This window comes from Streptomyces sp. NPDC058683 (genome assembly GCF_042716195.1).
Taxonomy (GTDB): Bacteria; Actinomycetota; Actinomycetes; order Streptomycetales; family Streptomycetaceae; genus Streptomyces.
This window is the reverse complement of sequence record NZ_JBHXSK010000015.1, coordinates 159,342-174,615: the sequence shown is the minus strand read 5'-3', so window position 1 is coordinate 174,615 and position 15,274 is coordinate 159,342. Positions and strand designations below refer to the sequence as shown.

The 15,274-nt window shown below is 70.7% G+C and carries 11 protein-coding genes; 3 read left to right on the top strand and 8 right to left on the bottom strand.

Annotated elements, in window-relative coordinates; all coding sequences use genetic code 11:
* The first annotated feature begins 33 nt into the window (after positions 1-33).
* Together mshC and ACFWXC_RS18670 are read left to right on the top strand one after the other, a co-directional pair.
* Positions 34-1,263 (top strand): cysteine--1-D-myo-inosityl 2-amino-2-deoxy-alpha-D-glucopyranoside ligase, encoded by a 1,230-nt coding sequence (gene mshC / locus ACFWXC_RS18675; RefSeq protein WP_384479932.1) that lies wholly within the window; start codon positions 34-36, stop codon positions 1,261-1,263.
* Positions 1,264-1,485: 222 nt separating this feature from the next.
* Positions 1,486-2,424 (top strand): SMP-30/gluconolactonase/LRE family protein, encoded by a 939-nt coding sequence (locus ACFWXC_RS18670; RefSeq protein WP_384479930.1) that lies wholly within the window; start codon positions 1,486-1,488, stop codon positions 2,422-2,424.
* 97 nt (positions 2,425-2,521) lie between these two features.
* Here ACFWXC_RS18670 and ACFWXC_RS18665 read toward each other — a convergent pair whose 3' ends face one another.
* The 8 genes from ACFWXC_RS18665 to ACFWXC_RS18630 all read right to left on the bottom strand — a co-directional run bounded on the left by ACFWXC_RS18665 (position 2,522) and on the right by ACFWXC_RS18630 (position 11,332).
* The gene (locus tag ACFWXC_RS18665) at positions 2,522-3,565 is read right to left on the bottom strand and encodes a PAC2 family protein (protein WP_384479928.1); all 1,044 of its coding nucleotides are present in this window, start codon (positions 3,563-3,565) and stop codon (positions 2,522-2,524) included.
* Between the two features lie 163 nt (positions 3,566-3,728).
* Positions 3,729-4,400 carry a FadR/GntR family transcriptional regulator gene (locus ACFWXC_RS18660; protein WP_384479926.1) on the bottom strand — a complete coding sequence of 224 codons (672 nt, stop codon included), beginning with the start codon at positions 4,398-4,400 and terminating at the stop codon, positions 3,729-3,731.
* Between the two features lie 55 nt (positions 4,401-4,455).
* On the bottom strand, positions 4,456-5,253 hold the full coding sequence (locus tag ACFWXC_RS18655) for a nucleoside phosphorylase (protein ID WP_384479924.1): 798 nt from the start codon (positions 5,251-5,253) through the stop codon (positions 4,456-4,458).
* A gap of 135 nt (positions 5,254-5,388) precedes the next feature.
* The gene (locus tag ACFWXC_RS18650; protein WP_384479922.1) at positions 5,389-5,931 is read right to left on the bottom strand and encodes an SMI1/KNR4 family protein; all 543 of its coding nucleotides are present in this window, start codon (positions 5,929-5,931) and stop codon (positions 5,389-5,391) included.
* 177 nt (positions 5,932-6,108) lie between these two features.
* Positions 6,109-7,725, bottom strand: a complete 1,617-nt coding sequence (locus ACFWXC_RS18645; protein ID WP_384479920.1) for an FAD-dependent oxidoreductase — start codon at positions 7,723-7,725, stop codon at positions 6,109-6,111.
* Positions 7,726-7,778: 53 nt separating this feature from the next.
* Positions 7,779-9,317, bottom strand: a complete 1,539-nt coding sequence (glpK, locus tag ACFWXC_RS18640; protein WP_384479918.1) for a glycerol kinase GlpK — start codon at positions 9,315-9,317, stop codon at positions 7,779-7,781.
* Positions 9,318-9,396: 79 nt separating this feature from the next.
* Positions 9,397-10,191, bottom strand: coding sequence for an MIP/aquaporin family protein (locus ACFWXC_RS18635; RefSeq protein ID WP_384479916.1), 795 nt, complete (start codon positions 10,189-10,191; stop codon positions 9,397-9,399).
* A gap of 376 nt (positions 10,192-10,567) precedes the next feature.
* Complete coding sequence (locus ACFWXC_RS18630; RefSeq protein WP_384479914.1) at positions 10,568-11,332, bottom strand: IclR family transcriptional regulator; 765 nt, start codon at positions 11,330-11,332, stop codon at positions 10,568-10,570.
* 377 nt (positions 11,333-11,709) lie between these two features.
* On the opposite strand from ACFWXC_RS18630, the gene metH reads away from it, so the two are divergent.
* On the top strand, positions 11,710-15,225 hold the full coding sequence (gene metH / locus ACFWXC_RS18625; protein WP_384479912.1) for a methionine synthase: 3,516 nt from the start codon (positions 11,710-11,712) through the stop codon (positions 15,223-15,225).
* The last annotated feature ends 49 nt before the right edge of the window (positions 15,226-15,274 follow it).

Here is a 15,274-nt window from a genome sequence, read left to right as displayed (position 1 = left end):
ATACCGAACTCGGGTCCGGTTACGCTCATGTACATGCATGCCTGGCCCGCTTCCGAGGTCCCCGCCCTGCCTGGTCAGGGCCGCGACCTGAGGATCCACGACACCGCGACCGACGGCCTCGTCACCCTCGACCCCGGTCCCGTCGCCCGAATCTATGTCTGCGGCATCACGCCGTACGACGCCACCCACATGGGACACGCGGCGACCTACAACGCGTTCGACCTGGTTCAGCGTGTGTGGCTCGACACCAAGCGGCAGGTGCACTACGTCCAGAACGTGACGGACGTCGACGACCCGCTCCTGGAGCGCGCCGAGCGCGACGGCGTCGACTGGGTCGCCCTCGCCGAGCAGGAGACGACCCTCTTCCGCGAGGACATGACCGCCCTGCGGATGCTGCCGCCGCAGCACTACATAGGCGCGGTCGAGGCGATACCCGGCATCGTGCCGCTGGTCGAGCGGCTGCGCGACCTCGGCGCCGCCTACGAACTCGAAGGCGACGTCTACTTCTCCGTCGAGTCCGACCCCCACTTCGGCAAGGTCTCCCGTCTCGACGCCGCCGCCATGCGGCTGCTGTCCGCCGAGCGCGGCGGCGACCCCGACCGCCCCGGCAAGAAGAACCCGCTCGACCCGATGCTGTGGATGGCCGCCCGCGAGGGCGAACCCAGCTGGGACGGCGGCTCCCTCGGCCGCGGCCGACCGGGCTGGCACATCGAGTGCGTGGCCATCGCCCTCGACCACCTCGGCATGACCTTCGACGTCCAGGGCGGCGGCTCCGACCTCGCCTTCCCGCACCACGAGATGGGCGCCTCGCACGCCCAGGTGCTCACCGGCGAGTTCCCGATGGCCAAGGCGTACGTCCACGCCGGCATGGTCGGCCTCCACGGCGAGAAGATGTCCAAGTCCAGGGGAAACCTGGTCTTCGTCTCGCAGCTGCGCCGCGACGGCGTCGACCCGGCCGCCATCCGCCTCGCCCTGCTCTCCCACCACTACCGCGCCGACTGGGAGTGGACCGACCAGGTCCTGGCGGACGCGGTGACCCGCCTCGACCGCTGGCGAGCAGCGGTCTCCCGCCCGGACGGCCCGCCGGCCGAGGCCTTGGTGGAGGAGATCCGCGCGGCCCTGAGCAACGACCTGGACGCCCCTGCCGCATTGGCGGCGGTGGACCGCTGGGCCGCACTCCAGCAGACGGAGGGCGGCACGGACACGGGCGCGCCCGGGGTCGTGTCGCGCGCGGTGGACGCCCTGCTGGGCGTGGCCCTCTAAGAAGCGCCAACCCCCGCGCCCCTTTTCTCTCAGGGGCGCGGGGAACCGCGCGAGCCACCACGACTTACCCGCGGACAACTCTCGACGCGCCCCCCAACTGTCGAAACCCTGTCGATCGACCAACGCCAGTGCGCCCGGTGCGGCACATGTGATGGGCTACGACGGTCAGTTGACCGTCGGACCGGCCAACTGCCGGTCGGTCCCCACGCGGAAGGCACCCCCGTGGCCCACCCCTTGAGCCGACGCGGCCTCCTCACGATCGGCACGGCAACCCTCGGCTCCCTCGCCTTAGGCCCCCACGCCAACGCGACCCCTCGCCCCGCCTCCCTCGCCCTCCCGAACGGCTGGCAGCCCGAGGGCATCACCATCGGCGCCGCCCCCTACGCCTACCTCGGCTCCCTCGCCGACGGCTCCATCTACCGCGCCGACCTGCGCACCGGCACCGGCGAGGTGATCTCCACCGGCCCGGGCACCCCCGCCGTCGGCCTCAAACTCGACGCCCGCGGACGGCTGTTCGTCGCCGCGCGCGGCTTCGGCGCCCGCGTGGTCGACGCCCGCAGCGGCGAGACCCTCGCCTCCTACACCCTCGCCACCGCCACCCCGAGCTTCGCCAACGACGTCGTGCTGACCCCGCGCGCCGCCTGGTTCACCGAGTCCTACCAGCCGGTGCTCTACGGCCTCCCGCTCGGCCGGGACGGCGCACTGCCGGCCGCCGGGGACGTCGTGCGGCTGCCGCTGACCGGCGACTGGAGTCAGACGGCCGACGGCGCCATCAACGCCAACGGCATCGCCCGCACCCCCGACGGCTCCGCACTCCTCGTGGTCCAGGCCGGGGTCGGCCTGCTGCACCGCGTCGACCCGCGCACCGGGGTCACCGAGACCGTCGACCTGGGCGACGCGGCCCCGCTCGGCAACGGCGACGGCCTGCTGGTCCGCGGGCGCACGCTGTACGCCGTCCAGAACCGGCAGAACGCCGTCGACGTCTTCCGACTGGCCCCGGACGGACGCAGCGGGATCTTCCAGCGGCGGATCACCGACCCGGCCTTCGACGTCCCGACCACGGTCGCCGCGTACGGCGGCCGGCTCTACCTGCCCAACGCCCGCTTCACGACCGCGCCGTCGCCCGGCACGACGTACTCCGTCACCGCGGTCGACGCCTGAGCCATGACATGAAGGTCGACGCCTGAGCCATGACATGAAGAAGGGGCGGTACGCGTCACGCGTACCGCCCCTCGTCCGGACTTCGTCCGGCCTTCGTTCAGTCCTCGGAGGTGTCCTCGCCCTCCGGGCCCAGGTCCTCATCGGAGTCCGCGGAGCCGTCGATGTCCGCGGGATTCCCCGTGTTCCCGGGCGTGTCGGGCTTCGGCGGTCTGGGCGGCCGGGTCTTGCCGCTCGGGTTGTCCCGCAGGTAGGACACGCTGTCGGTGCCGTCCGCCGTGGCGTGCCCGCCGGGCGGCGGGTTCACGTCCCGGCGCCGCAGATAGCGCTCGAACTCACGGGCGATCGCCTCGCCCGACGCCTCCGGCAGCTCGGCGGTGTCCCGGGCCTCCTCCAGCGTCTGCACGTACTCCGCGACCTCGGTGTCCTCGGCGGCCAGCTGGTCCACCCCGACCTGCCAGGCGCGCGCGTCCTCGGGCAGCTCGCCCAGCGGGATCCGCAGGTCGAGCAGGTCCTCCAGGCGGTTCAGCAGCGCCAGCGTGGCCTTCGGGTTGGGCGGCTGGGAGACGTAGTGCGGGACGGCCGCCCAGAGCGAGACCGCCGGGACGCCCGCGTGGGTGCAGGCCTCCTGGAGGACGCCGACGATGCCCGTCGGACCCTCGTACTTGGTCTCCTCCAGGTCCATCCGCTGTGCCAGGTCCGGGTCCGAGGTGACCCCGCTGACCGGCACCGGACGCGTGTGCGGGGTGTCACCGAGCAGCGCGCCCAGGACGACCACCAGCTCCACGCCCAGCTCATGGGCGAAGCCGAGCAGCTCGTTGCAGAACGAGCGCCAGCGCATGGACGGCTCGATGCCCCGCACCAGCACCAGGTCGCGCGGCTTGTCACCGCCGACCCGGACCACCGACAGCCGTGTCGTCGGCCAGGTGATCTTGCGCACGCCGGCGTCCATCCACACCGTGGGGCGGTTGACCTGGAAGTCGTAGTAGTCCTCGGCGTCCAGGGCCGCGAACACCTCGCCCTTCCATTCCCGCTCCAGATGCGCGACCGCGGTGGAGGCGGCGTCGCCGGCATCGTTCCAGCCTTCGAACGCGGCCACCATGACTGGGTCGATCAGCTCGGGAACCCCCTCCAGCTCGATCACCCAGCGCCTCCTTCCGACGTACCCTCGCGTACGCCCCAACCTTACGGCGTCCGGCGGGGGCGCCCGCAGCCCCCTTGCACGGGGGAGTGAACGGATCACTGCCCCGTTCGCCACCCTCGAACACCCCGATTCGGCGAGGAACCGCTCACGGGTAGTAAGCGCTTCACAGACTGCTGCGCAGCCACTGCTCCACGCTCGCGATGTGCACGGTCGCCCAGGAGCGGGCCGCCTCCGCGTCCCGGTCGCGCAGCGCGGCCACGATCGCCCGGTGCTCGCGCAGGGTCCGGGCGACCGCGTCCTCCTGGGTCAGCCCGCGCCAGATCCGGGCCCGGGTGGTCGGCCCGGACAGCCCGTCAAGCAGCGAGCAGAGCACCGAGTTCCCGGAGCTCTGCACGATGCCCCGGTGGAACTCCAGGTCGCAGGCGACCAGCTCCTCCACCGAGGGCGCGGCACCCAGCGCGTCCAACTGGGCCGCCAAAGCGTTCAGTTGCTGCTCGCTGATCCGGGAGGCGGCCATCGCGGTCGCGGCCGGCTCCAGGATCCGGCGCACCGCGAGGAACTCCAGGACCGTGTCGTCGCGGTGGAAGTCGACGACGAAGCTCATCGCCTCCAGGAGCAGTTGCGGGTCCAGGCTGGTGACATAGGTGCCGTCGCCCTGCCGTACGTCCAGGATGCGGATCAGCGACAGAGCGCGTACCGCCTCCCGCAGCGAGTTGCGGGACAGGCCGAGTTCGGCGGCGAGTTCGCTCTCCTTCGGCAACCGGTCACCGGGGCGCAGCGCACCGGAGACGATCATGTCCTTGATCTTCTCGATCGCCTCATCGGTGACTGCCATACCGGCCTCCTTGTCGCTTAGACATCCGATGTCTCAGCCACATTATGCGGCCTGGTCAGGCCGGGGCGGACCGTGGTGCCGGGCACCGGCCGGGACCGGTGGGCGCCCCGCTCTCCGCCGCCAGCAGCCGCAGCGCCTCCAGGGACACCACCGCACCGCGTTCGACACCGGCCGCGACGACCTCCCGGTGCGGGTCGTACCCACCGGTGGCATCCGCGTCGACCAGCTCGTCGGCGTTGACCCCGTCGACGACCACGATCCCGCCCGCGACCAGTCCGCGCAGCGAGGCCGTCACCAGCAGCGCGGACAGCTCCATCTCGATCGCGGCGAGCCCCGCACCCCGGTAGGAGAACAGCGGCAGCAGACCTGGCTGGAAGGCCGCCCGGGTCCACACCACACCCCGGTGGTGCGGCGCGCCCGCCTCCCGCGCGGCCCGCTGGAGCGCGAACACCGCCTCCGGCGAGGAGTACGCCGGATACTCGGGCGGCAGCAACTGCTGGGTCACCCCGTCGTCGCGGACGGCCGCCTCCGCGATGACCAGGTCACCGTCCTCGATCCCGGGCTTCATCGCCCCCGCCGTACCGAACCGCAGAAAGGTGGTCACCCCCGCGTCGGCCATCTCCTGGAACAGCAGGATCGCCCCCGGCGCCCCCACTCCGTGCGAGGCCACCGCCACCGGCAGTCCCTGCCAGCTGCCGCCGAACACCCGGTACTCGCGGTGGTACGACACCTCCTCGGCACCGTCGAGCAGCCCGGCCACCGCCGCCGCCCGTGCCGGGTCCCCGACCACGATCGCGTGGGCCGGCAGTCCCGAGCGCGGTATCCGGGTGATGGGCAGCAGGTCCTGCGTCATACGGCGACTCCAGCGAGAACGAACGGAACATCAGGAGTGTCGCGTACGCCGCGGCGACCGCGTGCCGCCGGGGGAGCGGCTGAAGCGCCGGGCATCGTGCGTCCGGGCGGGGCATCGTGCGTCCGGGCGGCGGTCTCACTCCGCGTCGAACCACTCCTTGCCGGCCGTCCAGTGCCGCACCCAGCCGGTGAAGCCCGGCTCGGCCGTGGTGAACCCGAACTCCGCGCCGAACGGCATCGCGCCCTCGCCGGTGATCAGCCATATGTGGCCGCGGTGCGCGCCGTTGACGACCAGATGCCAGTGCATGCCGCAGCCGTCGGTGCCCAGCGATATCGAACCGTGGTGGGCGACCCGCACGATCGCCGCGTCCTGCTCCTCGGGGTCGTCACAGGAGTCGTCCTCCCAGATCCAGCCCCGGGTGAGCGGGAACGGCAGCCCGGGCTGCTGGCACTCGGCGGCCATCGCCAGCTCCCACAGGCCGTACTCCGGCGGCCCCTGGTACGACCCGTCCGTCAGCTCCGCCACGAACGTGCGGTACGGCTCCGGCAGCACCACCCCGTGGTCCGCCTCGAACGCGTGCACCCCCTCCCAACCGAGCGCCGAGGCGCCGCCCTCGGCCACGCCGAACGCCTCGCGCAGGGCCGCCAGTTCGGCCGGATCCGCCTGATCGGTGTTCATGCGCCCATGGAAGCACCCGGCACTGACAACGGGCGCGCGAAGGGGGCGGCTCCCTAGGGGAGAGGAGCCGCCCCCTCGCAGACCCGCCCCCGGTACGGCGGGGCCGGGACTCCAGCGGCTGCCGGACCGGTCAGGGGACCCGGCGCACCGCCCGTATCTCGTCCGCCTCGCGGCGGGTCACTTCTTGTCGAGCAGGTCCTGGACCTTGGCCTTGACGTCGTCCGTGGCCAGGCCGCGGATCGTCAGGGTGGTACGCCGGCGCAGCACGTCGTCCGTCGTCTCGGCCCACTCGTTGTCCCGGGCCCACACGACCTGCGCCCAGATCTCCGGGGCGTCCGGGTGGACCCGCCCGGCCAGCTCCGGGTGCTCGTTGGCGAGCCGGGCTATGTCGAAGGCCAGCGAACCGTAGTGGGTGGCCAGGTGCTTGGCCGTGTCGGCGGCCATGCGCGGGCCGGGGGCCGGGTTGTCCACCAGCAGCCGGTGGGCGACTGCGCGGGGGTTGGCGACGCCGGGCAGCGGCAGCTTCTTCGGCAGCGAGGCGATCGGCTCGAAGTCGTCGCCCAGCGGGTGGCCCGGCAGCGCCTCCAGCTTCTCCATCACGGTGCGGCCGATGTGCCGGAAGGTGGTCCACTTGCCGCCCGCGACGGACAGCATGCCGCCCCTGCCCTCGGTCACCACGGTCTCCCGCTTGGCCTTGGCGGTGTCGCCGGGGCCGCCCGGCAGCACCCGCAGACCCGCGAAGGAGTAGGTGATCAGGTCGCGCTGGAGCTGCTGGTCCCGGACCGAGAACGCGGCCTCGTCCAGGATCTGGGCGATGTCCTTCTCGGTGACGGAGACGTCCGCCGGGTCGCCCTCGTACTCCTCGTCGGTGGTGCCGAGCAGGAGCATGTCCTCCCAGGGGAGGGCGAAGGTGATCCGGTACTTGTCGATGGGGGTCGCGAGGGCGGCCTTCCACGGGGCCGTCCGCTTCAGGACCAGGTGCGCGCCCTTCGACAGACGGATGGACGGGGCCGCGTTCGGGTCCTCCATCCGGCGCAGGTGGTCGACCCAGGGGCCGGTCGCGTTGAGCACCAGCCGGGCGTTGACGCCGAACTCCTCGCCGGAGACCGCGTCCTTGAGGTCGGCGCCGGTCACCCGGCCCTTGGTGAAGCGCAGGCCGGTGACCTGGGCGTGGTTGAGGACGACCGCGCCCGCCTCGACGGCCGCGCGGACCGTCATCAGCGCCATGCGCGCGTCGTTCATCTGGTCGTCGCCGTACACGGCCACGGCCTTGAGGTTCTCGGTGCGCAGCTCCGGCACGTCCCGCTGGGCCCGCGCGGGCGAGAGCAGGTGGCCGACGCCGTCACCGAACGCGGAGAGCGCGGAGTAGGCGAAGACGCCCGCTCCGAGCTTCGCCGCGCCGTGCGGACCGCCCTTGTACACGGGGAGGTAGAACGTGAGCGGGTTCGCCAGGTGGGGAGCCACCTGGCGGGAGACCGCACGGCGTTCGAAGTGGTTCTCCGCCACCAGCTTCACCGCGCCGGTCTGCAGGTAGCGCAGACCGCCGTGGAGGAGCTTGGAGGAGGCGGAGGAGGTGGCGCCGGCGAAGTCGCCGGCGTCGACCAGGGCCACCCTGAGGCCGGACTGCGCGGCGTGCCAGGCGGTGGAGATGCCCAGGATGCCGCCGCCGATCACAAGAAGGTCGTACGACGCCTTGGAGAGCTGCTCCCTGGTCTCGGCCCGGCTCGGAAGCGAGCCGGAGGCCGGGTGCGTTCCCAGGGCAGGTACGGACTGCAGGGTGGACTGACTGGTCATGTCGGGTTCTTACTCCTCGTCAGAGCTCGATCGTGAGAGCGCGCTCGCTCTCGTCAGCTCTCGTCGTCGATCCAGCCCATGGTCCGGTCGACGGCCTTGAGCCAGTTCTTGTACTCACGGTCGCGGGTCTCCGCGTCCATGCGGGGGGTCCACTCGGCGGCCCGGCGCCAGTTGGCGCGCAGTTCGTCGGTGCTGGACCAGAAGCCGACGGCGAGGCCGGCGGCGTAGGCGGCGCCGAGGCAGGTGGTCTCCGCGACCATCGGGCGCACCACCGGTGCGTCGAGGACGTCGGCGAGCTGCTGCATCAGCAGGTTGTTGGCGGTCATGCCACCGTCGACCTTGAGGGCCACCAGCTCGTCGCCGGAGTCCTTCACCATGGCGTCCGCGATCTCACGGGTCTGCCAGGCGGTGGCCTCCAGGACGGCGCGGGCCAGGTGCGCCTTGGTGACGTACCGGGTCAGGCCGGCGATCACACCGCGGGCGTCGGAACGCCAGTGCGGGGCGAACAGACCGGAGAAGGCCGGCACGAAGTAGGCGCCGCCGTTGTCCTCGACCGAGAGCGCGAGCGTCTCGATCTCGGCAGCGGTGGAGATCAGGCCCATCTGGTCGCGCATCCACTGCACCAGCGAGCCGGTGACGGCGATCGAGCCCTCCAGCGCGTACACGGTCGGCTGGTCGCCGATCTTGTAGCCGACCGTGGTCAGCAGGCCCGCGTAGGAGTTGATGATCTTTTCACCGGTGTTCATCACCATGAAGGTGCCGGTGCCGTAGGTGGACTTGACCTCGCCCTCGGAGAAGCAGGTCTGGCCGAACAGGGCCGCCTGCTGGTCGCCGAGCGCGGAGGCGACCGGGATGCCGCCGAGCAGCTCGCCCAGGGGTCCGCCGGTGACCTCGCCGTAGACCTCGGCGGAGGAGCGGATCTCGGGCAGGATCTGCAGCGGCACGCCGATGGACTCGGCGATCTTCTCGTCCCACTGCATGGTGTGCAGGTTCATCAGCAGGGTGCGGGAGGCGTTGGTCACGTCGGTGAAGTGCTTGCCGCCGTTGACACCGCCCGTCAGGTTCCAGATGACCCAGGTGTCCATGGTGCCGAAGAGGATGTCGCCCGCCTCGGCGCGCTCCTTGAGGCCGTCGACGTTGTCGAGCAGCCACCGCGCCTTGGGGCCGGCGAAGTAGGAGGCCAGCGGCAGACCGGTCTCGCGGCGGAATCGGTCCTGGCCGACGTTGCGGCCGAGCTCCCGGCAGAGGGCGTCGGTGCGGGTGTCCTGCCAGACGATGGCGTTGTAGACGGGCTCACCGGTGTTCTTGTCCCACAGCACGGTGGTCTCGCGCTGGTTGGTGATGCCGATGGCCTTGATGTCGTCGCGGGTGATGCCGGCCTTCTGGATGGCCCCGGCGACGACTTCCTGGACGTTGGTCCAGATCTCGTTGGCGTTGTGCTCGACCCAGCCCGGCTTCGGGAAGATCTGCTCGTGCTCCTTCTGGTCGACCGAGACGATACGGCCGTCCTTGTCGAAGACGATGCAGCGGCTGGAGGTCGTGCCCTGGTCGATCGCGGCGATGAAGGGGCCTGCGGTGTGGGCGTCGGTCACGGTGTGCTCCTCAAGATCCGTGGTGTGTGGCGGTACGTCTGCTGCTTCAGCGGAGGTCTGCTGCCGGCGGAGTCTGCTTCTAAGCAAAAGCGACGTTGTAGATGCCTGCGGCTATCGCTCCGCCGATCAGCGGACCGACCACCGGGATCCAGGCGTAGCTCCAGTCGGAACCGCCCTTGTTGGGCAGGGGGAGCAGCGCGTGCACGATACGCGGGCCGAGGTCACGGGCCGGGTTGATGGCGTAGCCCGTCGGGCCGCCGAGCGAGAGACCGATGGAGACGACCACCAGCGCGGTGATCAGGCCGCCCAGCACACCGAGGCCGTTGCCCTTGTCGTTGAGGCCCTGCGTGAGGACCGCCAGGATCAGTACGACGGTGCCGATGATCTCCGTGGCGAGGTTCTGCGCCACGTTCCGGATCTCGGGACCGGTGGAGAAGATGCCGAGGACCGGGCCGGCGCCCGTCTCCTCCGCCTCGACGGCCTTGGCCTTGGTGGCCTGCGCGCCCGGACCGCCGACGATCTCCCGGTCGGTCAGGTGGGCGTGGAACTGGCCGTAGTAGGCGACCCACACCAGGGTCGCGCCGATCAGCGCGCCGAGCAGCTGGCCGGCGAAGTAGACCGGAACGTTGCTCCAGTCGTCGTTCTTGATCGCAAGGGCGACGGTGACGGCCGGGTTGAGATGGGCGCCGGACAGCGGTCCGGAGATGTAGACCGCCGTCATGACGGCGAAGCCCCAACCGAAGGCGATGGCGAGCCAGCCGGCGTTACGGGCCTTGGAGGCCTTGAGTGTGACGGCGGCGCACACGCCGCCGCCGAGCAGGATGAGTACGGCGGTACCGATGGTCTCGCCGATGAAGATGTCGGAGCTGGACACCCGCGACTCCTTTGTCCTTCGTCCAGGGAAGCCGAACCCCGAGTCCCGTCGGGGTGTTGGCGACTCTCGGGGGTGAGAGCGATGCCGGTCCTGGCGTTGTCACACTCTAGCGCGTATTGCCGTTAGGTGTTCGACAATGCCGACCGATGGACGGGAGTCTCGCTCCGGCGTTACGCGTGCGTCAAGAGTTCTGTTATCGAAAGCGCGATCGTTATTGATTGCTGTGAGTTGTCGATCTTTGTCGGGATCCTGGGCCGATGCGCTGCGGCAGCCCCACTGAACTGCGCTTTTGTTCTATTTTGTCCACTTCAGGGTACGACTGAGGCCGGTCCGCCGACAGGCGGACCGGCCTCAGGGGGTGATCAGCGGCGTGCGGTCAGAACCGTCCCGCGCCCAGGTCCCGCGACACCGCGCGGGCGCAGTCCCGCACCGCGGCGATCAGCTCCGGCCGCAGTTCGCCGTCCTTGTACAGCCGTTCCACGGCGCCCGTGATGCCCACCGCGCCCACCGGCATGCGCCGCCGGTCGTGGATCGGGGCCGCGACCGAGGCCACGCCCTCCCAGGTCTCCTCCACGTCCGCCGCGTACCCCCGTGCGCGCGTGATGTCGAGGATGTTTTCGAAAGCGTCCAGGTCGCAGGTCGTGCGGTCGGTGAAGGGCTTGCGGTCGGCCTCCAGCGCCTCGCTGTGCGCCACCGGGTCGTAGGCCGACAGCACCTTGCCGAGGGCCGTGGAGTGCAGCGGCTGCATCGCCCCGATCTCCAGCACCTGCCGGCTGTCGTCGGGCCGGAACACGTGGTGCACGATCAGCACGCCCTGCTGATGGAAGACGCCCAGGTAGACGCTCTCCCCGCTGGACCGGGCCAGGTCGTCCGTCCACACCAGCGCCCGCGCCCGCAGCTCGTGCACGTCCAGATAGGTGGTGCCGAGCCGCAGCAGTTCGGCGCCCAGCTGGTAGCGCCCGGAGGCCTCGTCCTGCTCGACGAACCCCTCCTGCTGGAGGGTGCGCAATATGCCGTGCGCGGTGCCCTTGGCCAGACCCAGTGAGGAGGCGATGTCGGACAGACCGAGCCGTCGCTCGCCGCCCGCGAGCAGCCGCAGCATCGCGGCCGCCCGTTCGAGCGACTGGATGTTCCGTGCCATCGCAGTCCTGCCTCCGTCCCCTACGACCCTCGCCGTAAGACTGCCGTAACCGTCGTTCGGCAATGTCGAACACTACCGGTCCATGTCGACTCTCCGCTAATGGTCGGTCGACACCTGTTACACCAGGCGTGGTCCGTGCCTGCCGCACGTGCGGTCCCCGCGGCTCACCTCACGTGCGGTTCCCGTGCGCGGCGCGGACGCCTCGGTGGGCGACATACTCGCCCATCCGCCGCCTCACCGGCCCCCTCACTCGTCCGCCACATGGACGCCCTGCCCATCCAAGCCCACACCCGGTTAGGCTGGCGCAGTGCATCCGTGCCCGGGCCCGGCCCGGCGGACCGCATAGCCGACAGCCGTCGCATCCAAGGGAGCCCTTCATGGCCTCGTTGCCGCCGTCCCCTTCCGCCGACAGCCGGACCCGCGTGTCCGCGCTCCGAGAGGCGCTCGCCACCCGTGTGGTGGTCGCCGACGGAGCCATGGGCACCATGCTCCAAGCTCAGGACCCCACTCTCGACGACTTCCAGCAGCTAGAGGGCTGCAACGAGATCCTGAACCTGACCCGCCCCGACATCGTCCGCTCGGTCCACGAGGCGTACTTCGACGCGGGCGTGGACTGTGTCGAGACCAACACCTTCGGCGCCAACTACGCGGCGATGGCCGAGTACGACATCCCCGAGCGCGTCTACGAACTGTCCGAGGCGGGCGCCCGGATCGCCCGCGAGACCGCCGACGGCTATCTCGCCCGCGACGGCCGCCAGCGCTGGGTGCTCGGCTCCATCGGCCCCGGCACCAAGCTGCCCACCCTCGGCCACATCGGGTACACCACGATCCGCGACGCCTTCCAGCAGAACGCCGAGGGCCTGATCGCGGGCGGCGCGGACGCGCTGATCGTGGAGACCACCCAGGATCTGCTCCAGACCAAGGCCGCCGTGATCGGTGCCCACCGCGCCCGCGAGATCGCCGGCCTGGACGTCCCGATCATCGTCTCCGTCACCGTCGAGACGACCGGCACCATGCTGCTGGGCTCCGAGATCGGTGCCGCGCTCACCGCGCTGGAGCCGCTCGGCATCGACATGATCGGCATGAACTGCGCCACCGGCCCCGCGGAGATGAGCGAGCACCTGCGCTACCTCTCCCGGCACTCCCGTATCGCGCTGTCGTGCATGCCGAACGCCGGCCTGCCCGTCCTCGGCAAGGACGGCGCCAGCTACCCGCTCAGCCCCTCCGAACTGGCCGACGCCCACGAGACCTTCGTACGGGACTACGGCCTCTCCCTCATCGGCGGCTGCTGCGGCACCACCCCTGAGCACCTGCGCCAGGTCGTCGAGCGGGTCCACGGGGTCACCCCGCCGGAGCGCAGCCCGCGTCCCGAGCCCGGTGCCGCCTCCCTCTACCAGACCGTCCCGTTCCGCCAGGACACCTCGTACCTGGCCATCGGCGAGCGCACCAACGCCAACGGTTCCAAGAAGTTCCGCGAGGCCATGCTGGCCGCCCGCTGGGACGACTGTGTGGAGATGGCCCGCGAGCAGATCCGCGAGGGCGCCCACATGCTGGACCTCTGCGTGGACTACGTCGGCCGGGACGGCGTCGCCGACATGCAGGAGCTGGCCGGCCGTTTCGCCACCGCCTCCACGCTGCCGATCGTCCTGGACTCCACCGAGGTCCCCGTTCTCCAGGCCGGCCTGGAGAAGCTCGGCGGCCGCGCCGTCATCAACTCCGTCAACTACGAGGACGGCGACGGCCCGGAGTCCCGCTTCGCCAAGGTCACCAAGCTGGCGCGCGAGCACGGCGCCGCGCTGATCGCGCTGACCATCGACGAGGAGGGCCAGGCCCGCACCCCCGAGAAGAAGGTCGAGATCGCCGAACGGCTGATCGAGGACCTGACCGGGAACTGGGGCATCCACGAGTCGGACATCCTCATCGACACCCTGACCTTCACCATCTGCACCGGCCAGGAGGAGTCCCGGGGCGACGGCATCGCCACCATCGAGGCGATCCGCGAACTCAAGCGCCGCCACCCGGACGTCCAGACCACGCTCGGCCTGTCCAACATCTCCTTCGGCCTCAACCCGGCCGCCCGCATCCTGCTGAACTCCGTCTTCCTCGACGAGTGCGTCAAGGCGGGCCTGGACTCGGCGATCGTGCACGCGAGCAAGATCCTGCCGATCGCCCGGTTCTCCGAGGAGGAGGTGCAGACCGCCCTCGACCTCGTCCACGACCGCCGCACCGAGGGCTACGACCCGCTCCAGAAGCTGATGGCCCTCTTCGAGGGCGCCACCGCCAAGTCCCTCAAGGCCGGCAAGGCCGAGGAACTGGCCGCCCTCCCGCTGGAGGAGCGCCTCAAGCGCCGCATCATCGACGGCGAGAAGAACGGCCTGGAGGCCGACCTGGACGCGGCCCTCCAGGACCGCCCCGCCCTCGACATCGTCAACGAGACCCTGCTGGACGGCATGAAGGTCGTCGGCGAGCTGTTCGGCTCCGGCCAGATGCAGCTGCCGTTCGTCCTCCAGTCCGCCGAGGTCATGAAGTCCGCGGTCGCCCACCTCGAACCGCACATGGAGAAGTCGGACGCCGAGGGCAAGGGCACCATCGTGCTCGCCACCGTGCGCGGCGACGTCCACGACATCGGCAAGAACCTCGTCGACATCATCCTGTCCAACAACGGCTACAACGTCGTCAACCTCGGCATCAAGCAGCCCGTCTCCGCGATCCTGGAGGCCGCCGACGAGCACCGGGCCGACGTCATCGGCATGTCCGGTCTGCTGGTCAAGTCCACGGTGATCATGAAGGAGAACCTGGAGGAGCTCAACCAGCGCGGCCTGGCGGCCAGTTACCCGGTGATCCTGGGCGGCGCCGCCCTCACCCGCGCCTACGTCGAGCAGGACCTGTACGAGATCTACGAGGGCGAGGTCCGCTACGCCCGCGACGCCTTCGAGGGCCTGCGCCTGATGGACGCCCTCATCGGCGTCAAGCGCGGCGTGCCCGGCGCCACCCTGCCGGAGCTGAAGCAGCGCCGGGTGCGGCCGACCGCCACCGTCGAGGCCGAGGAGCGGCCCGAGGAGGGCCACGTCCGCTCCGACGTCGCCGTCGACAACCCGGTGCCCACCCCGCCGTTCTGGGACACCCGCGTCATCAAGGGCATCCAGCTCAAGGAGTACGCGAGCTGGCTCGACGAGGGCGCCCTCTTCAAGGGCCAGTGGGGCCTCAAGCAGGCCCGCACCGGCGAGGGACCGACCTACGAGGAACTCGTGGAGACCGACGGCCGCCCCCGGCTGCGCGGCCTGCTGGACCAGCTCCAGACCGAGAACCTGCTGGAAGCGGCCGTGGTCTACGGCTACTTCCGCTGCGTCTCCAAGGACGACGACCTGATCATCCTGGACGAACGCGGCAACGAGCGCACCCGGTTCACCTTCCCGCGCCAGCGCCGCGGCCGCCGGCTGTGCCTCGCCGACTTCTTCCGCCCGGAGGAGTCGGGGGAGACGGACGTGGTCGGCCTCCAGGTCGTCACCGTCGGCTCCCGCATCGGCGAGCAGACCGCCAAGCTCTTCGAGGCCAACTCCTACCGCGACTACCTCGAACTGCACGGCCTGTCCGTCCAGCTGGCCGAGGCACTCGCCGAGTACTGGCACGCGCGCGTCCGTGCGGAGCTGGGCTTCGCCGGCGAGGACCCGAGCGACGTCGAGGACATGTTCGCCCTGAAGTACCGGGGCGCCCGCTTCTCCCTCGGCTATGGCGCCTGCCCGAACCTGGAGGACCGCGCCAAGATCGCCGACCTGCTCCAGCCCGAGCGGATCGGCGTCCAGCTGTCCGAGGAGTTCCAGCTGCACCCCGAGCAGTCCACCGACGCCATCGTGATCCACCACCCGGAGGCGAAGTACTTCAACGCACGGTGAGCGGCACGGCGACACCGAGACGTGTCCCACACCGCACACTGATCCGATA